This is a genomic window from Nocardioides sp., from assembly GCF_025965415.1.
GTDB lineage: Bacteria > Actinomycetota > Actinomycetes > Propionibacteriales > Nocardioidaceae > Nocardioides.
Genome location: NZ_JAOPWY010000094.1, coordinates 1 through 22,245, shown reverse-complemented (window position 1 = coordinate 22,245; position 22,245 = coordinate 1). Strand labels below are relative to the sequence as shown.

Below are 22,245 nucleotides of genomic sequence, written 5' to 3'. Positions count from 1 at the left end.
CCACCCAGGCTCCCGTCGCCGCGCTGGGACCCGCGACGTCACCGGTGGTGACGAACCCGCTGATCCGGATCTCGCTCTCCATGTCCTTTCCGACGATCGAGATCCGGTCGACCGGGAAGTCCCTCTTGGCGAGCTCGATGACCGCCTGCTCGGCGACGGTGAGGTCGGGGAAGACCCCGATGACGGCCTGGTCGTCCGGGCCGACCGGACGGGAGTCGGTGGTGGGTGGATCGCTGCCGAGGGTGCGAGAGGGATCCACCTGCGTGACCAGCCGTGTGCTCGGGTCGCTGCCGGCGGAATGGGCTCCGGTCGGGGTGACGGGATCGGTCATGACGTCCTCCTCGAGTGCTCCGACCCGGTCGGCCGCGGCACTGTCCCCCACCATGTCTCGAAGTGGCACCCCTCGCATCCCGCGATCAGGTGCCTTTGCCACGGCGGGGCCAGGTCCAGGCGGAGCGGAGGATGTAGGCGAGGATGATCACCTCGACCCCGGCGCCGAGGCCGTAGAAGTACACCCAGGACTCGCCGACCACGTTGAAGGCCGCAATGGGGATGCAAAGCGATGCCACGACGAGGTTGAGCGTGCGGTTCGCACGGGCGGGCAGTGTCGTGGAGAGCAGGATCATGAGGGCCGGGATCCCCACGATCATGAGCGACGTGACGACGAAGGTCTGGCTGATGTCGAACTCGAAGACGACGCCGGCCCGGATGTCGTCGACGATGCCGGGCTGGTACAGGTGGAGGTAGTCGACGTAGATGTAGAAGAACATGAAGCTGGCCCAGGCTGAGGCGAGCCTCGCTCTGACCGGCGCGGGCGGATCGTGAAGCTCTTGCCTGGTGGTGGTCTCGGTCGTGGTCGCGGTGCTCAAGGTCTCCTCCTTCTCGTCGGGTCGTTGATGTCACGATGACTGAATGTCGGCGCGGTGCTATCGGTCTTCTGGCTGGTCTTCCTGGCCTCTGGTGCGGTGATTTCTCGTCTTTCCGGCCGATCCGCGCCAGCACGTCGCGCGCCCCCAGCGAATTACACGATTGATCTTCACTCATCGGCGTGGCGGGCTTGACTCATGGTCCCTACGATCACTCACGTGCAACAACAGCCCCATGCGTCACAGACGTCACAGCGCGCCCGCGCAGCACTGCCAGCGCTCCAGCGCGTCGTACGACGTGCTGGTCGTGCGACCAAGCTGCTCACCGGCGTACTCGTGCTCCTCCTGCTCGCCATGCCGACCACCGTCGACAGGATCAGCCTGGCCACGTCGACCTACCTGTGCTCCGGATATGCCAGCTGCCAAGCGGCCGGGTACGGGAACGCCGGCTACCGGCAGGCGTCGTCCACGGCGTACTGGCGCATGTACGTCGGGCACAACTGCACCAACTACGGGGCCTACCGGCTGATCCAGTCCGGCATGCCGGACGTCCGGCCCTGGGAGGGCAGCGGCAACGCCTCGAACTGGGGCGTGGCGATGGCCAGCATCACCGACCAGACCCCCACGGTGGGGTCCGTCGCCTGGTACAAGCCGCACGTGACCCCGGCAGGAGCGAACGGCCACGTCGCCATCGTGGAACAGGTCATCTCCGACACCGAGATCATCGTGTCGGAGGACTACTGGGGCGGTGACTTCCACTGGCGGCGCGTCACCAAGTCCGGCGGGGGCTGGCCCACGGGGTTCATCCACTTCAACGACCGCGTGGTCGTGCCGACGACGGCTCCTGCCATCGTCGGGTCTGCCGCGGTCGGTGCACCGCTGGAGGTGGCGGCTGGCGCGTGGACGCCCACGCCCACCAGCGTCACCATTCGTTGGCTCGCCGACGGTGCCGCCATCCCGGGCGCCACCACGCCCGCTTACGTGCCCACGCCCAGTGTGAAGGGCAAGACCCTCACCGCCGAGGTGACGGCGGAGCTGAGTGGCTACGCCGCCGGGAGAGCGGTTCTCGCCACCGCTCCCGTCGCCCCTGGGGCGTTCCAGCCCACGGAGCTGCCGACGATCCAAGGTGTTGCGGAGGTCGGTCAGACCTTGACGCTCACCACCTCGTCGTGGTCGCCGCAACCCGCGAAGGTCACGACCCAGTGGTACGCCGACGGGGTTGCTCTTCCCGGGGCCACGGGGGCGTCTCTCGTCCTCACCCGGGAGCAGATCGACAGACGCATCAGCGCACGCACCACCGCAAGCGCGAGCGGCTACCGGAAGTCGACCTCGACCGCGCCGGAGACCACGCCCGTCCTTGCCAAGCCCGTCGCGACCACGAGCCCGTCCCAGGTGAAGGGCACACCTCAGGTGGGGAGCCGACTCGTCGCCAGGGCCGGGAGCGTCCGGCCCAGTGACGCGTCGGCCACCTTCGCCTGGCTCCGAGACGGCCGACGCATCGCCAAGGCCACGAACCCGACGTACACAGTGCGCCGGGCGGACGTCGGCCGCGCCCTGTCCGTCCAGATCACGCTGACTCGACGCCACTACCGCAGCACCACGGAGTCCGTCGCGGTGTCTGCACCCGTGACGACCGTGCCCGAGGTGAAGGTGCGCTCCGACGCCACGCGGAAGCGCGTCGCGGTGGACGTTCGCGTACGCGCTCCTGGAGCGTCCAGGCCGGATGGGGCGATGACCGTCAGCGTGGGAGGACGCACGGTGGAGGTCCAGCTCGTCGCAGGGACGGCGCGGGTCGTCGTGCGCGGCCTCCGTCCAGGCAAGAAGCCGGTGGTCGTGCGCTATGCGGGGACCGATGTCGTGCGACCGGCAGTCGCGCGTTCGAGCGTCAGGGTGCCGTCGCGCGGCTAGGTGTGGTGCCCGGGCGCGCCCTCAGCTCATCCGCCGCAGCACCCCCACCGGCACGTGCTTGACCACGAACCCCAGCGGAGCCCAGGGCCACGCGGGCACACGGGCGGAGGCCTTCTCCTTCTCGATCGCCTCGACCATGGCGCGCACGCCCTTCTCGGTCGACGACATCAGCGGCGTCCGCGCCGAGGTGCCGGACATCTCCGAGACGATGTAGCCGGGGTAGAGCACGGTGACCTTGATCGGGGTGCCGTGCACGTCGGCGCGGAAGCCCTCGGCGAGGTGCGCGACCGCGGCCTTGCTGGCGGCGTACGTCGTGATGTTCTTCGGCATCCCGCGCAGCGCGGAGAAGCTGGACACCATCACGAGGTGCCCGGCGTTCTGCGCGCGGAAGATCTGGGCCGCGGCCTCGGTCTGGGCCAGGGCGCCGATGAAGTTGGTCTCCGCGGTCTCGCGGTTGGCGTCGAAGCGGCCGGTGCCCAGCGGCTGTCCCTTGCCGAGGCCGGCGTTGACGATGACGCGGTCGAGGCCGCCGAGCTCGTCGCGGAACTCCTCGAAGACCCGGAAGACGGCGTCGTGGTCGGTCACGTCGAGGGCCTTGACGACGACGCGGGCGTCGGGTCGTGCGGCGAGGATCTCGGCCCTGAGCTCGTCGAGGCGCTCCGTACGCCGTGCGCACAGCGCCAGGTCGTGGCCGCGGGCGGCGAACTGGCGGGCCATCTCGGCGCCGAGGCCGCTGCTCGCGCCGGTGATGAGAATCGTCGACATGGGAGTCCTAGCGATAGGTGATCAGGTCGGGAGAGAGGTGGTCGTGGGCGTTGAAGGTGACCAGGGTGGTGCCGCTCGCGCCGCACACCACGGTGGAGACGCCGGTGTTGACCGACACCGGGTTGAGCCGGAGCCACAGGTCGGTGCGTGCGCGGGTGTCGCCGGCCAGCAGCGAGGCTGTCGCCCAGGCGATCGGTCCGCCGCTGGTGAGCACGACGGCCGTCCCTCGCCGGGGCAGCGCGTCCACGAGCCGGGCCAGCGCCGCCTCGACGCGTGAGGTGAAGGCGGTGAACGACTCGTCGTACGACTCGTCGCTCTCGCCCGACGTCCAGCGCAGGGTCGCTTCCTCGAACCACCGCTGGAAGGCGGCCTTCTCGGACTCGCCCTCCGCGGTGGTCGGCTGGTCGTGGACCGCGAGCACCTGGAGGTGGTCGAACTCGTTCCAGCCGGCGTCGACGTCCACGCCGGCGTCCCAGCCCGATCCATCGAGGACCGCGGCCGCGGTCTGGGCGTGCCGCTTCATCTCGCCCGCCACGACGACGTCGGCGGTGACCCCGCGGGCCGCAAGAGCGGCGCCCAGCACGCGGGACTGCTCGTGCCCGGTGGGGGACAGGTTGTCGTAGTCGGCCGCGCCGAAGGACGCCTGGCCGTGCCGGACCAGGAGGATGCTGCTCACGCGGTCTCCGCGATCAGGCCGTCGAGCCGACGGCCGATGATCTGCACGGCCGGGCCGAAGAGCGCGTACATCTCGTTGGTGGTCTGGCCGTGGAAGTAACGGTAGTAGATCTGCTGGGCGATGACGGCCATCCGGAACAGCCCGAAGACCTCGTAGAAGCGCCACTGCTCCGGCGACACCGAGCGACCGGTGCGCTCGGCGTACGCCGCCACGAACTCGTCGCGCGTCAGCATGCCGGGCAGGTGGGTCGGCACCCGGCGCATCATCTGGAACTCCTCGGTGTCGTCGGCCTGGACCCAGTAGGCCATCGAGCCGGCGAGGTCCATGAGCGGGTCGCCGAGCGTGGCCATCTCCCAGTCGAGCACCCCCACGACGCGGGTGACGTCGTCACCGTCGACCACGAGGTTGTCGAGCTTGAAGTCGTTGTGGATCACGCACGTGGCGACGTCCTCGGGCTGGCGCGCATCGAGCCACGCCATGACCTCCTCGAGGGCGGGCACGTCCTCCGTGCGGGCGTTGCGGTAGCGCGTGGACCAGCCCTCCACCTGGCGGCGGACGTAGCCCGTGCCCTTGCCCAGGTCGGCGAGCCCGGCCGCCTCGACGTCGATGCCGTGCAGCTCGGCGAGCACGTCGACGGCGTCGAGGCACAGGGCGCGCGCCTGCTCCGGTGCGAGGGGTACGTCGGCGGGCCACTCGCTGCGGGGGATGATCCCGGCGATGCGGTCCATGGCGTAGAAGTCGCCGCCGACCACCGCGGCGTCGTCGCAGAAGGCCACCATCGGCGCGACGTAGTCGAACACCGGCGCCAGCGCCGACTGGATGACGTACTCGCGGCGCATGTCGTGCGCGCCCTTCGCCTTGGTGCCCTGCGGCGCCCGGCGCACGATGAGGTCGCGCCCGGCCGGGTAGCGCAGGAGGTAGGTCAGGTTGGAGGCGCCGCCGGTGAACTGCCGCACCTCCGGCTCGCCGTCCAGGCCGTCGGGGCTGTCGGCGTGGGTGCGGATCCACTCGGCCACGCGCGCCACGTCGAAGGCGTCCTCCTCGCGCACCTCGCGCGCGCCCGGGACCGCCGTCACGAGCCGGCCGCCTGCAGCTTGGCGGCCTGGTCGCGCATGATCGCGTCGTAGGCGGGGCGGTCGGCCCACTTGAGGAAGTAGGCCTGACGGGCGGCCTCGTCGGGGACGATCACGTCCTCGCCGGCGTCCATGCCCGCGAGCACGGCGGCCGCAATGTCGTCGGCGGTGATCCGGGAGCGCTCCACCAGCCCGGCGACGACCTGGCCGACCGTCTCGTCGCTGCCCTGCATCGAGTCCATCAGGTTGGTGCGGAAGTACGACGGGCAGACCACGCTCGCCCGGATGCCGAACGACGCCAGCTCGTGGCCGCACGTCTCGGTGAACGCCACCACCGCGGCCTTCACCGCGTTGTAGGAGCCCATCCCGCCCGGGTGCACGAGGCCGGCGAGCGAGGCGACGTTGACCAGGTGGCCGGAGCCCTGCTCCTTGAGCATCGGCACGAACGCCTTCGTGCCGCGCACCAGGCCGAAGAGGTTGATGTCGGTGATCCACTGCCACTCCTCGAGCGTGCAGCGGTCGACGCGTCCGCCACCGGCGACCCCGGCGTTGTTGACCAGCACGTCGAGCCCGCCCCACCGCTGGCGTACGGCGTCGACGGCGGCGGCCCAGTCGTCGTCCGAGGTGATGTCGAGGACCAGGTCGATGCCGTCGGCCGCGACGCGGTCGGTGGCCAGCACCTCGTCACCACGGGCGCGGAACGCCGTGACGAGGGCAGCGCCGAGGCCCGAGGCCGCCCCGGTGACCAGGATGCGGCGGCTCATGCCGTGTGCTTCCCGAGCTCGATCTTGGCGATGACGTTGCGGTGCACCTCGTCGGGGCCGTCGGCCAGCCGCAGCGAGCGGGCTCCCACCCAGGCGGCGGCGAGCATGGTGTCGTCGGACATCCCGGCGCCGCCGTGCAGCTGGATCGCCATGTCGATGACGTCGAGGGCCATGTTGGGCACCTCGACCTTGATCTCGCTGACCGCGGAGTAGGCCTCGCGGCTCATGCCCTGGTCGAGCAGCCACGCGGCGTGCATGACCAGCAGGCGGGAGCGGTTGATCGCGATCCGGGCGTCCGCGATCCGCTCGCGGTTGCCGCCGAGGTTGGCGATCGGCTTGCCGAACGCGGTGCGCTCGAGAGCGCGCGCGCAGCCGAGCTCGAGCGCCCGCTCGGCCAGCCCGATGGCCCGCATGCAGTGGTGGACCCGGCCGGGGCCCAGCCGGCCCTGCGCGATCTCGAAGGCCCGGCCGGGGCCGAGGAGGACGTTGGCGGCGGGCACGCGGACGTTGTCGAAGGACACCTCGCCGTGGCCGAGCGGCTCGTCGTAGTAGCCCATCGTGGTGAGCATCCGCTCGACCTTCACGCCCTCCGCGTCGCGGGGGACGAGCACCATCGTGTGGCGCGAGTGCCTGTCGGCGTCCGGGTCGGAGAGCCCCATGAAGACGAAGATCCTGCAGTCGGGGTTGCCCACGCCGGTGGACCACCACTTGCGGCCGTTGATGACGACCTCGTCGCCGTCGACCCGCGCGGTGGCCGCCATGTTGGTCGCGTCGGAGGACGCCACGGCCGGCTCGGTCATGCAGAAGGCGCTGCGGATCTCCGCGCGCAGCAGCGGTTCGAGCCACTGCTCGCGCTGCGCGTCGGTGCCGTACTTCAGCAGCACCTCCATGTTGCCCGTGTCGGGTGCGTTGGAGTTGAAGACGAGGGGGGCGAGGAAGGACCGGCCCATCTCCTCGGCGACCGCGGCATAGTCGACGTTGGAGAGGCCCTCGCCGCCGTCGGTGCCGAAGTCGGCGGCGTAGCGCCCGGCATGCTCCGCGGGCAGGAAGAGGTTCCACAGCCCCTGGGCGCGGGCCTTGGCCTGCAGCTCCCTGATCACCGGGTCCGGGGCCCAGTTGTCACCCCCGGACTCGCGCAGCCGGGTGATGCGCGCGTGCGCGGCCGCCTCGATCGGCAGGATCTCGTCGGTGACGAACGCGCGCACGCGCGTCTGCAGGTCGGCGGCTCGCGGAGAGAGGGAGAAGTCCATGGGATTGACCATAACCGCCTGTTGAGCAATGCTCAACAGTGTGTCCGAGTCACCCGTACGCCGTCGGCTGAGCGCCGACGAGCGCCGTCGCCAGCTCGTGGCCATCGGGCTCGCCAAGATCGTCGAGACGCCGATCCAGGACCTCTCGATGGACGACATCGCCGCCGAGGCGGGGATCTCGCGCGGGCTGCTCTTCCACTACTTCCCGACCAAGACCGACTACTACCTCGCCTGCATCGCCGCGGCCGGCCGGCGCATCCTGCGCAACACCGCACCGGACGAGAGCCACGCGGGCGAGGAGCAGGTGCGGGAGACCACGCGGCTGATGGTCGAGCAGATCGAGCGCCGCCGGTCCTTCTACCTCGCGCTCGTGCACGGCCACGGCGTGGCCGACCCGCGCGTCAGCGAGGTGATGGACTCGGTCCGCGACGGCAGCACCGACCGCGTCGTGAAGGCCCTCGACGTGCCGGAGCGCCAGCGTGCCGTCGTCCGTGCGTGGTGGGCCTACACCGAGGACCGGGCGCTCACCTGGTCGGCAGTGCCGACGGGTGAACGCCCGGTCTCGGTGGAGCAGCTGGTGGAGGAGTGCGTCGCGGCCCTCCACGCGCTGCTGCGGATCAGCTCCTGATCACGTCAGTGCTTGGTGACCCAACCCAGCACGGCGAAGCGCGCCTTGTCGTCGAGCGGTCGGCCACCGCAGGCCAGGACGGTGCGCTTGCCGCACTGGTAGCGGGTGGAGCCGTTGACCAGGGTGACGGACACCGCGGCGACCTTGCGCTTGTCGAAGCTCACCTTCTTCGCGCCGTCGCCCCCGCGGTTGAGCCGGACCAGCGTGACCTGGCGCTTGCCGTTGGCGAGGTGGACGACCACCACCGCGGCCGGGGAGGTGCGCTTGACCGGGCCGGTGACCCGCAGCGACAGCTTCCACTTCTTGCCGCTCACGCCCTTGCCGGGCACGTAGACGTAGGACGCCGACGACAGGTGGTTGATCTTGACGGCGAAGCGCTTGCGCTTGCCCTTCTTGAGCTTCTTGGCCCCGCGGACCTTCGGGATGCCGTACTCGGCGCCCTCGGGGAAGTTGGCGGCAGGGGTGAGGTTGCCGGCGGCGTAGGTGGCGTAGACCTTGGTCAGGCCGCCCTTCTTCTTCAGCACCTTCTGCAGGGCGGGGATGCTGTTCTTGCCGCCGTCGCCCTTGAGCGAGCCGGCCTGCTTCCAGGCCTTGTCGACGATGCCGACGCCGTACTTGGTGGAGAGGTACTCCCAGAAGGTCCAGTTGCCGTACTGGTAGCCCGCGCTGCGGCTGAAGGCGTCGAGCGGGATGTAGGGGGCGTAGACCTGGCTCCAGGGGAAGTACTGGCGGTTGTCGTTGACCGCGGTCGCGATCCGCTCCTCCATCCAGGTGGCCGTGGACTCCATCATCCACGGGTCCTCGGCGTAGTCGTAGGCGTACTGCACCGCGTGGAAGAACTCGTGGGCGGCGGTCACGACCAGGTTGTCGGTGGGCGTGCCGTTGGGGAACTGCGCCGCGGCGAAGTCGTTGTCGAGCACGCAGTAGCCGGAGCCGGTGCGCTTCTTGACAGGCGTCTCGCCGGCGCAGAAGCCGTAGATGTCACCGCCGAGGTCCTTGAGGTAGACGTCGAACTGGGAGCTCCCGCCCTTGGTGCCGTCGGTGAGCGGCGCGCGGTAGCCGAGCTGGTCGACCTCCTGGGTCCACACCGAGTCCATGACCGCGAGGTTCTGCGCGGGCCAGTCGGCCGACGGCGGGGCGTCCGGTCCGGTGGGGACGTAGTGGAGGCACAGGCGCGTGTTGCACAGCGGCGCCGCCTCCGGGACGGTGTAGCCGAAGCCCTGCGGGTCGCCCACGCCGTCGGTGGGGCGCGCGAGCATCGCGTCGGCGATCCGGCGCTCCTGGCCGCGCAGCTTCGACTTCTTGAGCCAGAGGTCGCGCAGCGCGAGGGTGGCGGACGGGTCGCGCGGAAGGGCGCTGCCGGCCAGCACGCGGCGGGCGGTGGCGAGCGTCTCGGACGCGGTCTGCTCCCCGAAGGACGGCAGCGCGGGCTCGGGCGCCAGCTCCAGCGCCTCGGCCGGTGATGGGACGTCCGCAGCGCCGGGACCGGACGGCCGCGAGTCGTCGGCAGCGACGGCGGGAGCGGAGAGTGCCGCACCGCCCATCAGTGCAATGGCCACGGCGGTGGTGATGATTCGGCGCATGGTTCCCCTCATGTCGGACATCTAAGAGGTGACCCTAACGCCATCGGGTGACACCCAGAAGCCGGCAGGGCGGGCTAGAGGTCCGCGATGTGCTCGATGATCGCCGTGGTGGAGATGGCCGGGGTGCGCTCGAGGTAGACGACCTTGCACACGTCGGCGAACTCGTCGAACTTGCCGGCCCAGTCGTCACCCATGACCAGGACGTCGGCGCCGTGCTCGACGATGTAGTCGCGCTTCTGCTCGAGGCTCTCCTCGACGAACACCTCGTCGACGACCTTCAGGGCGCCCACGATGGCGAGCCGCTCGCGCTCGCTGAAGATCGGCGCCCGACCCTTCTTGCGCTCGTTGAGGGCGTCGGCGGACACGCCGACGACGAGCCGGTCGCCCAGCGTCGCCGCGCGCTCCAGCACGCGCAGGTGCCCGACGTGGAACACGTCGAACGTCCCGAAGGTGATCACGGTGCGAGGCATGCGCGGCATTCTGGCACGCAGGGCGTGAGGGGGGTTGGGGGAGGATGTCCGGCATGCCCGACACCCCACCCAGCGTCTCGCTCATCACGCCCGACCCGGGTGCCGACGAGGCGCGTCGCCGGGGCCTGCGCCAGATGCGTACGGTCGCGGTCGGCCTGCTGCTGCTCGCCGCCCTCGTGTACGTCGCCACGTTGGGACTCGACGGCTTCTGGGGCTTCGTCAACGCGGGTGCCGAGGCGTCGATGGTCGGCGCGATCGCCGACTGGTTCGCGGTGACCGCGTTGTTCAAGCACCCGCTCGGCCTGCCCATCCCGCACACGGCGCTGGTGCCCAAGCGCAAGGACGAGCTGGGCAAGGGCCTCGAGGAGTTCGTCGGGGAGAACTTCCTGCAGGAGGACATCATCCGCGAGCGCGTCGCCGCGGCAGGGATCTCGGCGCGGGTGGGCGACTGGCTGGGAGATCCCGCCAACGCGCGCCGCGTCGTCGACGAGGTCTCCGACGTTGCGGCGATCGCGCTCGGGAAGGTGCGGGACGACCACGTCGCCGACCTCGTGACCCAGGCCTTCGTGCCCCGGTTCCGCGAGGAGCCCATCTCCCCGCTGCTCGGCTCGACGCTGATGGAGGTGCTCCGCGACGACCTTCACCACGGTGTGGTCGACCTGGTGGTGGAGGAGATGCACCGCTGGCTGGTCGACAACCCCGAGACCTTCGCCCGGGTGCTGGGGGAGCGGGCCCCGTGGTGGGCGCCGCCCAGGCTCAACGAGACGGTGACCTCGCGCATCCACGTCGAGGCGGTCGCCTGGGTCGAGGACATCCGCAACGACCCGCACCACCGGGCGCGCGACGCGCTGGACTCGATGCTGGGCCAGCTCGCCCGCGACCTGCTCAACGACGCCGAGACGCAGGCGCGCGCGGAGGCGTTCAAGGTGCGGTTGCTCGACCACCCGCAGGTCGTCACCACGGCCATCTCGCTGTGGAAGGCGATGCGGTCGGCCCTGCTCAGCTCCATCCAGGACCGCGAGGGAGCCGTCCGCCAGCGCCTCCTGGTCGAGCTCAACCACTTCTCCGGACGCCTGCAGGACGACGCCGAGCTGCGCGAGCGCCTCGACCGCTCGGCGGCCGACCTGACCGTCTTCCTGGTCGAGCGCTACGGCGCCGAGGTGACCACGGTGATCACCTCGACGATCGAGCGCTGGGACGGCAAGGAGGCGGCCCGCCGCATCGAGCTGCACGTCGGCCGCGACCTGCAGTTCATCCGGATCAACGGCACCATCGTCGGCGGGCTCGTGGGCGTGCTGATCCACACCGCCAGCCTGCTGGTTCACTGACTCCATGAGCCAACCGGTGGACGTGCCCATCCGTGACGAGTCGATCCGGCTCGGCCAGTTCCTCAAGCTCGCCAACCTCGTCGAGACCGGCGCCGAGGCCAAGCCCGTGCTCGCCGACGGAGCGGTCACGGTCAACGGCGAGGTCGAGACGCGACGAGGCCGCCAGCTCGTCCCGGGTGACGTCGTCACGTTGGGCGCGCTGGCGGCCAGGGTCGCCACCGGGGAGGTCGAGATCGACGTCCCCTGGTGAGTCGGGTCAGCGGACCTCGAGCAGGTCCACCACGAAGATCAGCGTCTCACCGGGCTTGATCGCGCCGCCGGCGCCGCGGTCGCCGTAGCCGAGGTGCGGGGGGATGACGAGGCGACGGCGGCCGCCGACCTTCATGCCCTGCACGCCGGTGTCCCACCCGGAGATGACCTGGCCGACGCCGAGGCGGAACTGCAGCGGCGTACCGCGGTTGTAGGACGCGTCGAACTCCTCGCCCGAGGAGTGGGCGACGCCGACGTAGTGGACCGAGACGGTCGAGCCGGACGTGGCCTCGGCACCGTCTCCCTCGACGAGGTCGGTGATCTCGAGGTCGGCGGGCGCGTCGCCCATGTGGGGGTCGACGTCGGGCTTCTCGCTCACAGGTTGCTCCTTCGGTGCATCTGTCGGGTTGCTGTCAGGTCTGGTGCACGTAGCTGTCGAGCTGGTCGCGCTCGAACTCGAGCTCACCGATCCGGTTCTTGACCACGTCACCGATGCTGATGATGCCGGTCAGCTTGCCGTCGGCCACCACCGGGACGTGCCGGATGCGGTGCTGGGTCATGGTCTGCATGAGCTCGGTGAGCCCGTCGTCGCCGGCGCACGTGCGCACGTCGGCGGTCATGATCTGGCGGACCGGTCTCTCGAGCACGGCCTCGTCGGCGTGGAGGCGGCGTACGACGTCGCGCTCGCTGACGATCCCGGAGACCCGCTCCCCGTCCTCGCTCACCACCAGCGCGCCGACGTTGTGCTCGGCGAGCAGCGCGATCAGCTCCCGCACGGTGGCGTCGGGGCCGATGGTCACCACGGCCTGCGTCGACTTGGCATGGATGACGTCGTTGATCTTCATCGTGTGCACCTCTCGTCCGGCGTGCGCGTGGCTGTGACCTCACCGTAGCCAAGCCTGCGCGCGGGCGACAGGTGTCAGTCCAGGACCGGTGGCGCCTGCCGGTCGCGCAGGCTGCTCACCGTGCCGGGGCCGCGCCGCGGCACGTCGGGATCGGTGTCGTGGTCGCCGAGCGAGCCGAGGAAGGAGAGCGCGGCGTCGTGGAGGTGGCCGTTTGAGGCCAGCGCGTTGCCACCCCACGGACCATCGGTGCCGTCGAGCGAGGTGAACCTGCCGCCGGCCTCGCGCACGATCACGTCGAGCGCGGCCATGTCGTAGAGGGCGAGCTCGGGCTCGGCGGCGATGTCGACGGCGCCCTCCGCCAGGAGCATGTAGGACCAGAAGTCGCCATAGGCGCGGGTGCGCCAGCACCGTCGCGACAAGGAGATGAAGTCGTCGAGCCGGTCGCGCTCGTCCCAGCCCGAGAGCGAGGAGTAGCTGAGCGAGGCGTCCTCGAGGCGGCGTACGTCGGACACCTCGCACTTCGTCGCCTTGAGCAGGGAGCGGCCGGTCCAGGCGCCGTTGCCCGCCGAGGCCCACCAGCGGCGCTGCAGCTGCGGCGCGGAGACGACGCCGAGGACGACCTCGTCGTCGACGGCGAGCGCGATGAGGGTCGCCCAGACCGGGACGCCGCGGACGAAGTTCTTCGTGCCGTCGATCGGGTCGACGATCCAGCGGCGCTGGCTGTGCCCGGTGGTGCCCTGCTCCTCGCCGACCACGGCGTCGCGCGAGCGGACCCGCGAGAGGGTGCGGCGGATGCCCTCCTCGACCGCGGAGTCGGCGTCGGTGACCGGCGTCAGGTCGGGCTTGCTCATGACGTGGAGGTCGAGCGCCTTGAAGCGGGCCAGGGTCAACGAGTCCGCGTCGTCGGCCAGGACGTGGGCCAGCCGGAGATCGTCGGTGTAGTCGGTCGAGCGGGGACCGGAGAGGGGCATGTCCACAGGCTATTCCCAGGGACGCGCCCTACTGTGCACGCATTGAACTCAACGGTGTGCCGCTCCACCCGCTGGTGGTGCACGCCGTGGTCGTCCTCGGTCCGTTGGCCGCCCTCACAGGACTGGCGTACGCCGCCGTGCCGAGGTGGCGCTGGCTGCTGCGCTGGCCGCTGGTGGCACTCGCGCTGGTCACCGGTGTGGCCGCGGTCCTGGCCACGCAGTCGGGGGAGTCGCTGCTGGAGTCGCGACCGGAGCTCGAGCCGCTGGTCGAGGAGCACGAGGAGCACGGCGAGCTGATGCGCAACGTGGCGCTGGGCTACGTGCTCGTCTCCGCGCTCGCGGCCTGGGCGCTCGGCGGGGCCTCCGCGCTGGCGTCGGGCAGGGGTGCGCGGGAGACCAGGTTCGGCGTGCCCGTCGCGGTGCTGCTGGGCCTGTCCGCCGTCGGCCTGCTGGTCATGCTCTTCCTCGCCGGTGACTCCGGCGCCCGGGCCGTCTGGGGCTGACGGGCGGCCCGTCCGACCGGGCTACCAGTCCGTGGCCGAGCGGGCGCTGAGGAGCCGCCGGAACGACTCGACGCGGTCCGGGTCGGCCTCGCCCGCGGCGACGGCCTCGTCGAGCCCGCACTCGGGCTCGCCCGTGCCGTGGGAGCACCCGCGCGGGCAGCTCTCGGTCATCTCGTCGAGGTCGGGGAACGCCTCGATGAGGTTCTCCGGCTTCACGTGCGCGAGCCCGAAGGAGCGGATGCCGGGGGTGTCGATGATCCAGCCGTCGCCGTGGGGCAGCTCGAGGAGGTAGGCGCTGGTCGAGGTGTGGCGCCCGCGTCCGGTGACGGCGTTGACGATGCCGACCTCGCGGTGCGCGTCGGGGATGAGGGCGTTGACGAGGGTGGACTTGCCGACCCCGCTGTGGCCCACGAGCACGCTCGTGCGCCCGCGCAGCCGGTCGAGCAGCTCGGTGAGGTCGCCGGCCCCGTCGCCCTTGAGCTGCGTCACCACCCACGGCACGCCCAGCGACCGGTAGGTCGAGAGCAGCGTCTCGGGATCGGCCAGGTCGGCCTTGGTGAGGCACAGCAGCGGCGCCATCCCGGCGTCGTACGCCGCCACGAGGGCGCGGTCGATCAGGCGCGGGCGCGGCTCGGGGTCGGCGAGCGCGGTGACGACGACCAGCTGGTCGGCGTTGGCGACGATCACCCGCTCGACCGGGTCGTCGTCGTCGGCCGTGCGGCGCAGGGTCGTGGTGCGCGGCACCACCTCGACGATGCGGGCCAGCGACCCGTCGGCGCCGCTGGTGTCGCCGACCACGCGCACGCGGTCGCCCACCACGACGCCCTTGCGCCCGAGCGGACGCGACTTCATCGCCATCACCCGGCGACCGTCGAGCAGCAGCGTGAAGCGACCACGGTCCACGGTGACGACGCGGGCGTCGACCGCGTCGTCGTAGGACGGGCGGTCCTTGGTGCGGGGGCGGGTGCGCCGCCGGGGGCGCTCGTAGTGCTCCTGGTCGTGGTCGGAGTAGCGACCGGTGGTCACGAGGCCTCCCCGTGCACGGCGCGGGTCCACGCCGCGGCGAAGTCGGGGAAGGTCTTCGACGTCGTCGCGACGTCCTCGACCAGGACGTCGTCGACGGCCAGGCCGAGGATGACTCCGGCATGCGCCATCCGGTGGTCGGCGTAGGTGTGGAACACGCCGCCGTGGAGGGGGGCCGGCCGGATCGAGAGGCCGTCCTCGCGCTCGGTGACCTCGGCGCCGAGCCGGCCGAGCTCCGTCGCCAGGGCGGTGATCCGGTCGGTCTCGTGGCCACGGATGTGGGCGACGCCGCGCAGGTGCGAGGGGGAGTCGGCCAGCGCGCACAGCGCGGCGATCGCGGGGGTCAGCTCGCCGACGTCGTGAAGGTCGAGGTCGACCCCCGAGAGCCGCGGGGGACCGACCACGGTCAGGTCGCCCCCTGCGAGGGTCACCTCGCAGCCCATCAGGGCCAGGATCCGGCGCAGCTCGTCGCCGGGCTGGGTGGTGCGGTCGGGCCAGTCGGTGACGGTGACCCGGCCGCCGGTCGCCGCGCCCAGGGCGAGGAACGGCGCCGCGTTGGAGAGGTCGGGCTCGATGTCGTGGTCGACGGCCGCGACCGGGCCGGGCGCGACCGCCCACCGGTTGGCGTCGGCGTCGTCGACCTCGACACCGTGCCGGCGCAGCATCTGCACGGTCATCTCGATGTGGGGCAGCGAGGGCACCGGCTTGCCGACGTGGCGCACGTCGACGCCGTGGTCGTAGCGCGCACCCGCCAGCAGCAGCGCCGAGACGAACTGCGACGAGGCGCTGGCGTCGATGGTGATGGTGCCGCCGGGGACGGAGCCGGAGCCGTGCACCGCGAAGGGCAGCGCGCCGCGACCGCCGTCGTCGATGCGCACCCCGAGCGCCCCCAGCGCGGCGAGCATCTGGCCCACGGGGCGCAGCCGCATGTGGGGATCGCCGTCGAAGCCGACGGTGCCGTCGGCCAGCCCGGCGACGGGTGGGACGAAGCGCATGACCGTGCCGGCCAGACCGCAGTCGACGTCGGCGTCGCGGTCCCACGTGGCGGGGGTGACCGCCCAGTCGCCGTCCTGGTCCGCGATGCCGGTGCCGAGCGCCGACAGTGCCCCGGCCATGAGGAGCGTGTCGCGCGAGCGCAGCGCACGTCGTACGACGCTGGGCCCGTCAGCGATCGCGGCGAGCAGGAGCGCGCGGTTGGTCAGCGACTTGCTGCCCGGCAGCGACACGACCCGGTCGACCGGGTCGCGGGGTCGCGGCGCCGGCCAGAGGTCGGGGGACGGGGCGGGCTCACTCACCCGCGCACCCTATCGAGGTCAGGAGAGCTGGGCGCGCGCCAGTTTGGCCTCGCGACGTGCGTCCTTGGCCACCTGCTTGGCCTCACGGCGTACGTCGGCCGCGGCCCGGCGGGCGCGCCAGGCCAGGCCGGGCTTGCCCTCGGTGTCGACACCGGCGAGGAGGAGGCCGCCGAGGATGGCGGTGTTCTTGGTGAACTGCAGCCGCTGCATGGCCTTGGCCTGCGGGTCGGTCTCCTCCCAGAAAGGGTGCCCGGCGAGGGTGGTCGGGACGAGGGAGGCGGCGAGGACGGTGGCACTGAGCCGCGGTGCGCGGCCGGTGGCCAGCGCGGCGGCGGCGAGGATCTGGGCGCCGGCGTTGATCCGCACGAGCGTGGTGGTGTCGGTGGGGATCGGCGCAGCCGGCACCGCCCGCTGGGCCAGGGGGACGATCCGGTCGGTGATCTTCTTGGCCTTGACCGCGTGTCCCTCGGTGTTGCGGATGGCATTGATCCCGCCGACGACGAAGATCGAGGCGAGCATCGGACGGGCAAGCAACCGGGTGATCGTCATGCACCCCTGTCTACACGATGCACCGGAGCGGCGCTCCGTCCGCAGGGGTGCAGTGGCAACACGTCAGCCGAGGCCGGCGCGCCACGTGTTGTTGGTCGGGTCGGGATCGGGATCGGTCAGCACCAGAGCGGCGGTGATCGAGGCGCGGGGGAGCGCGAGGACGTTCACCTCGACGGGCGCGAGGTTGTCGCCGGTGATGGCGCAGGTCAGGCCCGCGCCGCGGACGATGCACCCCGACCGGTTGGTCCAGATCAGCACCACGCGGTCCGTGTCGAGCTCGAGCCGGGCGGTGCGGCCGGCCGGCAGGTCCGCCACCCGCACGGTGACCTGGAAGAACGGCGTGCTGCCCCGGACCGATCCGCCCACGGAGACGTCCACGGGAGTGGGCGTCGGGTCGGGCGTCGGGTCGGGCGTCGGGTCGGGGGTCGGGTCGGGGGTCGGGTCGGGCGTCGGGTCGGGGGACGGCGTCGGGTCGGGGGTCGGCGTCGGGTCGGGGGTCGGCGTCGGATCGGGTGTCGGTGTGGGGTCCGGCGTGGGGTTCGGGGTGGGTGTCGGTGTGGGGTCAGGCGTCGGCGTCGGAGACCCGGTGGGGGTCGCGGTGGGCGTCGGCGTGGTGTCCGGTGTCGGGTCAGGCGTCGGCGTCGGAGACCCGGTGGGGGTCGCGGTGGGGGTCGCGGTGGGCGTCGAGGTCGGCGAGGAGGTCGGCGAGGAGGTCGGCGTCGGGGTGGACGACTCGGTCGAGGTGGGTGCGTCGGTCGGCGTGGGTGAGTCGGTGGGGGTGGGCGTGGACGTCGGCACCTCCGTCGTACCCGGGGTCAGCACGAGCACGTCGCCCGGGCTCAGCACGACGTCGGTGGGCGCCTCGCTGCGCGGGTCGAGCGGCCGCGACCGTCCGTTGCGCGTGGACGACGGGTCGTCGGTGCCCGTGGGGGCGTTGGTGGACGCGCTCACGCCGGGGCGCAGGGCCGATGGCTCGAGCGGGACCCGGTCGGGATCGTTGAGCCCGACGGCCAGCGCCCCGCCGACCACGGCGACGCTGGCGGCCACACCAGCCACGGCAGCCACCCCGCTGTTGGCGGCGATCGCGTCGCGGATGCGTCCGACGACGAGGCCCAGGCCGGCCGGGACGCCGAAGCCGCCGGCGGCGGCACCGACGTACGCCGTCGCCGCACCGCCCAGGACCAGCGGGCCCAGGATGGCGCCGAGGTTGGAGTTGACCTCGGTCAGCTCCAGGTAGACGGCCATGCAGGACCGGCACCCGCCCAGGTGTTCCTCCACCTTGGTCGCGTCGCGCCGGGACGTGCCGCTGCGGACGTAGGCGCCCAGCTGGCTGTGGGTCCACCGGCACGTGTCCTCGTCGACCTCGGCGCCGTGCTGGGTGAGGAACGCCTGGCGCAGGCCCTCGCGGGCCCGGTAGGCCAGGGCCGAGACGGAGTTGGCGCTCATGCCCAGCAGGGGAGCGATGTCGGCGGGCTTGTCGCCCTCGACCTCGGTGTGCCACAGCACCAGCTGCCAGCGCTCGGGGAGCGAGGCGAACGCCCGCGCCGCGGCGGCGCTCTCGAAGCCCTCGATGGCCGTGTCACGGAACGGCACGCCGGGGTCGAAGGACTCCATGTCGTCGGTGGTGTGCAGCTTCGAGGTCGCGCGGAACCGGTCGACCTGCAGCCGGCGCACGGAGGTGAGGAGGTAGGCGCGGAACGCCACGTCGGGCCCGCCGCCGCGCTGGAGCACCCCGAGGACCTTGACGAAGGCCTCGGAGACCAGGTCCTCGGCGTCACCGGCCGGCACGAGCTGCCGGGCCAGGCGTCGGGCGGCGTCCACGTGCCGTTCGAAGAGCGTGCCGTAGGCGTCGAGATCCCCGCCGCGGACTGCCGAGATCAGCTCGGCGTCACCCGGCGCCTCGAGGCTGGGGGCAAGGCTCATGTGGGTCGACACTTCCGACGAAGCTTCCTGACGCAGTGTCAGGCAGCACCGATGCTAGACCTCGCTTCCGCGCCGCGGGTGCGGAAGAAAAAAACCCCAACTGCCTGGTCTGGTCCGCGTCATGATCGATCGGGCGGCGCGTCACATCGGTGAACAGGAGAGACCAGGGGGTGCCGTGAAGAGATTCGCCACACGTGGGCGACGACTCACGGCAGCCGATCCTGGGATGGGCGAGTCCTGGGTCTCCGGGTCGCGGTCGGGGTTGCCGCACCGGTTCCAGCCTGTGGGGGAGGCGCTCATCTCAGGGTCGGACATCCTGGCGGCCTGTGCGGTCGCCGGCCAGGACCTGGCGCGCGACGGGGCCTCCGTGGGGGAGACCCTCGAGGGGTTGCGCGCCACCTGGCAGGCGGTGTCCGGGACCGACCCCTCCTTCGAGGTCGTCGATGCCCTGGTCAACGCCTGGAGCGAGACCACGCTGGGCTACCTCCACCAGCTCTCGTGCGACGACCCCCTCACCGGCCTGTCCAGCCAGGCCCACCTGCGCAGCCGGCTCTCGGAGCTCTACCGCCTCGAGGAGTCCGCCGGCGCGATCGCCGGGCACGCCCTGGTGCTGTGCGCGATGCCGTTCGGGGACGACCCGTCGGAGGAGCCCGGCGACCACTTCACCCGCGCGATGCGGTTGGCGCGGGCCGGCGAGCTCGCGCGTACGGCGTTCGCCCGCGACGAGACCATCGCGCGCCTCGGCACCCACCGGGTGGCGGTCCTCGCCCGCCGCGACGACCGGCTGGGCCGGCGGGTGCGGGTGCTGCGCACCTTGCTGGAGAGCCTCGAGTCGGGGCCAGGGGCCGAGGGGCCGCCCCCGCGGCTCTGGATCGAGGGCCTGCCGAATTCCGACCGGGGCGCCGGCATGCTCCTGGACGAGCTGGCGCGCGGCTGAGGCGACCACGGCTCGCGCCCCGATAGGGTCGTGACATGTGCGGCCGCTATGCCTCGTCACGACAGCCCGAGGACCTCATCGAGGAGTTCGAGGTCGTCGAGAGCCGCGTCGCCGCGCCCCTGGAGGCCGACTACAACGTCGCGCCGACCAAGGAGGTCTACGCCGTCGTCGAGCGCCCTCCGTCGCGCGAGTCCGACGAGCCCGTGCAGCGTCAGCTGCGCGTCCTCACGTGGGGACTGGTGCCGTCGTGGGCCAAGGACCCGTCGATCGGCAGCCGGATGATCAACGCGCGCATGGAGACGGTGGCCGACAAGCCCGCCTACCGCAAGGCGTTCGCCACTCGTCGTGCGCTGCTCCCCGCCGACGGCTACTTCGAGTGGTACCCCACCTCCCGGACCAACGCCCGCGGCAAGCCGGTCAAGCAGCCCTTCTTCATACGTCCGCGCGACGGTGGCGTCCTGGCGATGGCGGGCCTCTACGAGATCTGGCGCGACCCGACGAAGGGCGAGGACGACCCGGCTCGGTTCAGGTGGACGTGCACCGTCCTGACCACCGAGGCGGAGGACTCCCTCGGGCACATCCACGACCGGATGCCGCTGATGGTGGAGCGGGACCGCTGGCACGAGTGGCTCGACCCGACCACCCCCGGCGACACCTCTCTCCTCGTGCCGGCCGCGCCCGGCCAGCTCGAGGCGTACGCCGTCCCCACCCTCGTCAGCAACGTGCGCAACAACGGCCCGGAGCTGGTCGAGCCCCTCGAGGCCACCTCATGAAGAAGGACCAGTGAAGAAGGCCACGATCCGCAGCGTCGACACGCCCCACGGCGAGGGACGACTGCACACGCGCCGGGCGACCAGCCCGATGGCGACCCTGCTGCTGAGCCACGGCGCGGGCGGCGGCATCGAGTCCCGCGACCTGTGGGCACTTGCCGACGCCCTCCCCGCGCAGGGGGTGTCGGTGGTGGTCTTCGAGCAGCCGTGGCGCGTCGCCGGCCGCAAGATCGCGACCGCGCCGCCGACCCTCGACGTCGCCCTCACCCGCGCCGCCGACGTGATGCGGGTGCGTACGCCTCTGGTCGTGGGCGGCCGCTCGGCGGGGGCCCGCTCGGCGGCTCGTACGGCGAAGGCATTGGGGGCGTCCGGATGCCTGGCGCTGTCGTTCCCCCTCCACGCGCCGGGCAGGACCGAGCCGACGCGGCTCCCCGAGCTCCGGGGGGTCGGACTGCCGACGCTGGTCGTGCAGGGCGAGCGCGACCCGATGGGTCGCCCCGAGGAGTTCCCCGGCGACCTGCCCGGCGTCGACATGGTCGTCATCCCCGGTGGCGACCACGGCCTCAAGGTGCCGTCCCAGGGCGGGGTGACGCAGGAGGAGGCGATGGGGATCGTCGTGGAGTCGACCCTCGAGTGGCTGGTGCGCGAAGTGGTCGGGAATCCCCGGGCGGGGTGAGGTGTTGGGCCAGTGTGCAGTCACTGACACTCGAACGACCCACGGCGCTATCGTGGTCCGTGATGACTGAATCACTCACGGGCGACGCGTCCGCACCCGACACCCCCTTCGAGGAGGAGTCCGCCGACGAGCGTTCCGCGCGCTTCGAGCGCGACGCCCTCCCGTTCCTCGACCAGCTCTACGGCGCGGCGATGCGGATGACCCGCAACCCCGCCGACGCCGAGGACCTGGTGCAGGAGACCTTCGCGAAGGCCTACAGCGCCTTCCACCAGTTCAAGCCCGGCACCAACCTCAAGGCCTGGCTCTATCGGATCCTGACCAACACCTACATCAACTCCTACCGCAAGAAGCAGCGCCAGCCGCAGCAGTCGATGTCCGAGGACGTCGAGGACTGGCAGCTCGCCCGCGCGGAGTCGCACTCCTCGACCGGTCTCCGGTCGGCGGAGATGGAGGCGCTGGAGCACCTGCCCGACTCCGAGGTGAAGGACGCGCTGCAGCGGCTCCCCGAGGAGTTCCGCCTCGCGGTCTACCTCGCCGATGTCGAAGGATTCGCCTACAAGGAGATCGCCGAGATCATGGAGACCCCCATCGGCACCGTCATGTCCCGGCTGCACCGGGGCCGGCGCCAGCTGCGCGACATGCTGTCGGACTACGTCCGCACCAACGACCTGCTGCCGGCCGGTCGCGAGGGGAGCGAGTCGTGAGCCACTCCCACCAGCACCCCGACGAGGTCTCGGCCAGCGACTGCGCCGACTACCTCGAGCGGATCGTCTACTTCCTCGACAACGAGCTCGACGAGGCCGACTGCTCGGCCGTGCGGATGCACCTCGACACGTGCAACCCCTGCCTGGAGAAGTACGACCTCCAGCGCACCGTGAAGGCGGTCGTCGCTCGCTCCTGCTCCGAAGCGGCTCCCGACGAGCTGCGTCAGCGCGTGCTGTTCCGCATCCGCGAGGTCCAGATCCAGATCACCGACGGCTGATCCCACGCTCGTCAGACAGCTGAGCCCCCGGCCGATGGCCGGGGGCTCAGCTGTGCTCAGTGGCGACGCTCAGGCGTTGGGACGCTTGCCGTGGTTCGCCTTGTTCTTCTTGCGCGCGCGGCGCTTGCGTCCGGTCTTGCCCATGGTGTCCTCCTGATCGAGCCCGCTTGAAATCTTCTCGCCCGCGAGGGGCATCGGGCCATCCTCTCAA

Annotated in this window: 27 protein-coding genes; 10 read left to right on the top strand and 17 right to left on the bottom strand. The window is 71.6% G+C overall.

Annotated elements, in window-relative coordinates:
- Positions 1-331, bottom strand: a 331-nt coding sequence (locus tag JWN97_RS10215; RefSeq protein WP_363321278.1) for a general stress protein, incomplete at its 3' end; no start/stop codon positions are given.
- Between the two features lie 85 nt (positions 332-416).
- On the bottom strand, positions 417-869 hold the full coding sequence (locus tag JWN97_RS10210; protein ID WP_297622026.1) for a DUF6326 family protein: 453 nt from the start codon (positions 867-869) through the stop codon (positions 417-419).
- Positions 870-1,085: 216 nt separating this feature from the next.
- On the opposite strand from JWN97_RS10210, the gene JWN97_RS10205 reads away from it, so the two are divergent.
- The gene (locus tag JWN97_RS10205) at positions 1,086-2,774 is read left to right on the top strand and encodes a CHAP domain-containing protein (RefSeq protein WP_297622024.1); all 1,689 of its coding nucleotides are present in this window, start codon (positions 1,086-1,088) and stop codon (positions 2,772-2,774) included.
- A gap of 21 nt (positions 2,775-2,795) precedes the next feature.
- Here JWN97_RS10205 and JWN97_RS10200 read toward each other — a convergent pair whose 3' ends face one another.
- The 5 genes from JWN97_RS10200 to JWN97_RS10180 are packed head-to-tail and all read right to left on the bottom strand — an operon-like array spanning position 2,796 to position 7,302.
- Positions 2,796-3,539, bottom strand: coding sequence for an SDR family oxidoreductase (locus JWN97_RS10200; protein WP_297622022.1), 744 nt, complete (start codon positions 3,537-3,539; stop codon positions 2,796-2,798).
- Positions 3,540-3,546: 7 nt separating this feature from the next.
- A complete protein-coding gene (locus JWN97_RS10195) occupies positions 3,547-4,215 on the bottom strand; it encodes a histidine phosphatase family protein (RefSeq protein WP_297622021.1) in 669 nt (222 codons plus the stop codon).
- The gene (locus JWN97_RS10190; protein WP_297622019.1) at positions 4,212-5,291 is read right to left on the bottom strand and encodes a phosphotransferase family protein; all 1,080 of its coding nucleotides are present in this window, start codon (positions 5,289-5,291) and stop codon (positions 4,212-4,214) included. The genes JWN97_RS10195 and JWN97_RS10190 overlap by 4 nt, the downstream gene beginning before the upstream one ends.
- Positions 5,288-6,052 (bottom strand): SDR family NAD(P)-dependent oxidoreductase, encoded by a 765-nt coding sequence (locus tag JWN97_RS10185; RefSeq protein ID WP_297622017.1) that lies wholly within the window; start codon positions 6,050-6,052, stop codon positions 5,288-5,290. Before JWN97_RS10185 ends, JWN97_RS10190 begins: the two co-directional genes overlap by 4 nt.
- Positions 6,049-7,302, bottom strand: a complete 1,254-nt coding sequence (locus tag JWN97_RS10180) for an acyl-CoA dehydrogenase family protein (RefSeq protein WP_297622015.1) — start codon at positions 7,300-7,302, stop codon at positions 6,049-6,051. Before JWN97_RS10180 ends, JWN97_RS10185 begins: the two co-directional genes overlap by 4 nt.
- Before the next feature lie 40 nt (positions 7,303-7,342).
- On the opposite strand from JWN97_RS10180, the gene JWN97_RS10175 reads away from it, so the two are divergent.
- Positions 7,343-7,930 carry a TetR/AcrR family transcriptional regulator gene (locus JWN97_RS10175; RefSeq protein ID WP_297622013.1) on the top strand — a complete coding sequence of 196 codons (588 nt, stop codon included), beginning with the start codon at positions 7,343-7,345 and terminating at the stop codon, positions 7,928-7,930.
- Between the two features lie 5 nt (positions 7,931-7,935).
- Here the strand turns inward: JWN97_RS10175 and JWN97_RS10170 are convergent, their stop codons facing one another.
- Together JWN97_RS10170 and JWN97_RS10165 are read right to left on the bottom strand one after the other, a co-directional pair.
- Positions 7,936-9,513 carry an MXAN_6640 family putative metalloprotease gene (locus JWN97_RS10170; RefSeq protein ID WP_297622011.1) on the bottom strand — a complete coding sequence of 526 codons (1,578 nt, stop codon included), beginning with the start codon at positions 9,511-9,513 and terminating at the stop codon, positions 7,936-7,938.
- Positions 9,514-9,587: 74 nt separating this feature from the next.
- Entirely contained in the window at positions 9,588-9,983 is a 396-nt protein-coding gene (locus JWN97_RS10165) for an adenylyltransferase/cytidyltransferase family protein (protein ID WP_297622009.1), read from the bottom strand.
- A gap of 53 nt (positions 9,984-10,036) precedes the next feature.
- Between JWN97_RS10165 and JWN97_RS10160 the strand changes: the two genes are divergently transcribed.
- Together JWN97_RS10160 and JWN97_RS10155 are read left to right on the top strand one after the other, a co-directional pair.
- Complete coding sequence (locus JWN97_RS10160) at positions 10,037-11,311, top strand: DUF445 domain-containing protein (RefSeq protein ID WP_297622007.1); 1,275 nt, start codon at positions 10,037-10,039, stop codon at positions 11,309-11,311.
- Between the two features lie 4 nt (positions 11,312-11,315).
- Positions 11,316-11,561, top strand: coding sequence for an RNA-binding S4 domain-containing protein (locus JWN97_RS10155; RefSeq protein ID WP_297622005.1), 246 nt, complete (start codon positions 11,316-11,318; stop codon positions 11,559-11,561).
- A 6-nt stretch (positions 11,562-11,567) separates the two neighbouring features.
- Here the strand turns inward: JWN97_RS10155 and JWN97_RS10150 are convergent, their stop codons facing one another.
- From JWN97_RS10150 to JWN97_RS10140, 3 genes are all read right to left on the bottom strand, one after another.
- The gene (locus JWN97_RS10150) at positions 11,568-11,939 is read right to left on the bottom strand and encodes an FKBP-type peptidyl-prolyl cis-trans isomerase (protein ID WP_363321277.1); all 372 of its coding nucleotides are present in this window, start codon (positions 11,937-11,939) and stop codon (positions 11,568-11,570) included.
- A gap of 34 nt (positions 11,940-11,973) precedes the next feature.
- Positions 11,974-12,405 (bottom strand): CBS domain-containing protein, encoded by a 432-nt coding sequence (locus JWN97_RS10145; protein WP_297622003.1) that lies wholly within the window; start codon positions 12,403-12,405, stop codon positions 11,974-11,976.
- A 74-nt stretch (positions 12,406-12,479) separates the two neighbouring features.
- A complete protein-coding gene (locus JWN97_RS10140) occupies positions 12,480-13,376 on the bottom strand; it encodes an inositol monophosphatase family protein (protein WP_297622001.1) in 897 nt (298 codons plus the stop codon).
- A 56-nt stretch (positions 13,377-13,432) separates the two neighbouring features.
- Between JWN97_RS10140 and JWN97_RS10135 the strand changes: the two genes are divergently transcribed.
- Positions 13,433-13,879 (top strand): DUF2231 domain-containing protein, encoded by a 447-nt coding sequence (locus JWN97_RS10135; RefSeq protein WP_297621999.1) that lies wholly within the window; start codon positions 13,433-13,435, stop codon positions 13,877-13,879.
- A 21-nt stretch (positions 13,880-13,900) separates the two neighbouring features.
- Here JWN97_RS10135 and rsgA read toward each other — a convergent pair whose 3' ends face one another.
- From rsgA to JWN97_RS10115, 4 genes are all read right to left on the bottom strand, one after another.
- Complete coding sequence (rsgA, locus tag JWN97_RS10130) at positions 13,901-14,905, bottom strand: ribosome small subunit-dependent GTPase A (protein WP_297621997.1); 1,005 nt, start codon at positions 14,903-14,905, stop codon at positions 13,901-13,903.
- Positions 14,902-16,197, bottom strand: a complete 1,296-nt coding sequence (gene aroA, locus JWN97_RS10125) for a 3-phosphoshikimate 1-carboxyvinyltransferase (RefSeq protein WP_297621995.1) — start codon at positions 16,195-16,197, stop codon at positions 14,902-14,904. Before aroA ends, rsgA begins: the two co-directional genes overlap by 4 nt.
- Positions 16,198-16,215: 18 nt before the next feature.
- The gene (locus tag JWN97_RS10120) at positions 16,216-16,746 is read right to left on the bottom strand and encodes a DoxX family membrane protein (RefSeq protein ID WP_297621993.1); all 531 of its coding nucleotides are present in this window, start codon (positions 16,744-16,746) and stop codon (positions 16,216-16,218) included.
- A 63-nt stretch (positions 16,747-16,809) separates the two neighbouring features.
- Positions 16,810-18,669 carry a sigma-70 family RNA polymerase sigma factor gene (locus JWN97_RS10115; RefSeq protein WP_297621991.1) on the bottom strand — a complete coding sequence of 620 codons (1,860 nt, stop codon included), beginning with the start codon at positions 18,667-18,669 and terminating at the stop codon, positions 16,810-16,812.
- Positions 18,670-18,895: 226 nt separating this feature from the next.
- Here JWN97_RS10115 and JWN97_RS10110 point away from each other — a divergent pair, with 226 nt between their 5' ends.
- The 5 genes from JWN97_RS10110 to rsrA all read left to right on the top strand — a co-directional run bounded on the left by JWN97_RS10110 (position 18,896) and on the right by rsrA (position 22,034).
- Positions 18,896-19,606 carry a hypothetical protein gene (locus JWN97_RS10110; protein WP_297621989.1) on the top strand — a complete coding sequence of 237 codons (711 nt, stop codon included), beginning with the start codon at positions 18,896-18,898 and terminating at the stop codon, positions 19,604-19,606.
- Between the two features lie 35 nt (positions 19,607-19,641).
- Entirely contained in the window at positions 19,642-20,379 is a 738-nt protein-coding gene (locus tag JWN97_RS10105) for an SOS response-associated peptidase (protein WP_297621987.1), read from the top strand.
- A 10-nt stretch (positions 20,380-20,389) separates the two neighbouring features.
- On the top strand, positions 20,390-21,052 hold the full coding sequence (locus JWN97_RS10100) for an alpha/beta family hydrolase (RefSeq protein WP_297621985.1): 663 nt from the start codon (positions 20,390-20,392) through the stop codon (positions 21,050-21,052).
- 62 nt (positions 21,053-21,114) lie between these two features.
- Positions 21,115-21,756, top strand: coding sequence for a sigma-70 family RNA polymerase sigma factor (locus JWN97_RS10095; protein ID WP_297621983.1), 642 nt, complete (start codon positions 21,115-21,117; stop codon positions 21,754-21,756).
- Positions 21,753-22,034, top strand: coding sequence for a mycothiol system anti-sigma-R factor (gene rsrA, locus JWN97_RS10090; protein ID WP_297621981.1), 282 nt, complete (start codon positions 21,753-21,755; stop codon positions 22,032-22,034). Before JWN97_RS10095 ends, rsrA begins: the two co-directional genes overlap by 4 nt.
- Positions 22,035-22,103: 69 nt before the next feature.
- Here rsrA and JWN97_RS10085 read toward each other — a convergent pair whose 3' ends face one another.
- The gene (locus JWN97_RS10085) at positions 22,104-22,229 is read right to left on the bottom strand and encodes a hypothetical protein (RefSeq protein ID WP_297621978.1); all 126 of its coding nucleotides are present in this window, start codon (positions 22,227-22,229) and stop codon (positions 22,104-22,106) included.
- Positions 22,230-22,245 lie beyond the last annotated feature (16 nt).

Excerpts from the sequence above, each read along its gene's own strand:
- JWN97_RS10180 (WP_297622015.1), bottom strand. The coding sequence starts at position 7,302 with ATGGACTTCTCCCTCTCTCCGCGAGCCGCCGACCTGCAGACGCGCGTG.
- JWN97_RS10170 (WP_297622011.1), bottom strand. The coding sequence starts at position 9,513 with ATGCGCCGAATCATCACCACCGCCGTGGCCATTGCACTGATGGGCGGT.
- JWN97_RS10085 (WP_297621978.1), bottom strand. The coding sequence starts at position 22,229 with ATGCCCCTCGCGGGCGAGAAGATTTCAAGCGGGCTCGATCAGGAGGAC.
- JWN97_RS10185 (WP_297622017.1), bottom strand. The coding sequence starts at position 6,052 with ATGAGCCGCCGCATCCTGGTCACCGGGGCGGCCTCGGGCCTCGGCGCT.
- JWN97_RS10110 (WP_297621989.1), top strand. The coding sequence starts at position 18,896 with ATGGGCGAGTCCTGGGTCTCCGGGTCGCGGTCGGGGTTGCCGCACCGG.
- JWN97_RS10120 (WP_297621993.1), bottom strand. The coding sequence starts at position 16,746 with ATGACGATCACCCGGTTGCTTGCCCGTCCGATGCTCGCCTCGATCTTC.
- JWN97_RS10140 (WP_297622001.1), bottom strand. The coding sequence starts at position 13,376 with ATGCCCCTCTCCGGTCCCCGCTCGACCGACTACACCGACGATCTCCGG.
- JWN97_RS10160 (WP_297622007.1), top strand. The coding sequence starts at position 10,037 with ATGCCCGACACCCCACCCAGCGTCTCGCTCATCACGCCCGACCCGGGT.
- JWN97_RS10095 (WP_297621983.1), top strand. The coding sequence starts at position 21,115 with ATGACTGAATCACTCACGGGCGACGCGTCCGCACCCGACACCCCCTTC.
- JWN97_RS10105 (WP_297621987.1), top strand. The coding sequence starts at position 19,642 with ATGTGCGGCCGCTATGCCTCGTCACGACAGCCCGAGGACCTCATCGAG.
- JWN97_RS10145 (WP_297622003.1), bottom strand. The coding sequence starts at position 12,405 with ATGAAGATCAACGACGTCATCCATGCCAAGTCGACGCAGGCCGTGGTG.
- JWN97_RS10115 (WP_297621991.1), bottom strand. The coding sequence starts at position 18,669 with ATGAGCCTTGCCCCCAGCCTCGAGGCGCCGGGTGACGCCGAGCTGATC.
- JWN97_RS10200 (WP_297622022.1), bottom strand. The coding sequence starts at position 3,539 with ATGTCGACGATTCTCATCACCGGCGCGAGCAGCGGCCTCGGCGCCGAG.
- JWN97_RS10165 (WP_297622009.1), bottom strand. The coding sequence starts at position 9,983 with ATGCCTCGCACCGTGATCACCTTCGGGACGTTCGACGTGTTCCACGTC.
- JWN97_RS10155 (WP_297622005.1), top strand. The coding sequence starts at position 11,316 with ATGAGCCAACCGGTGGACGTGCCCATCCGTGACGAGTCGATCCGGCTC.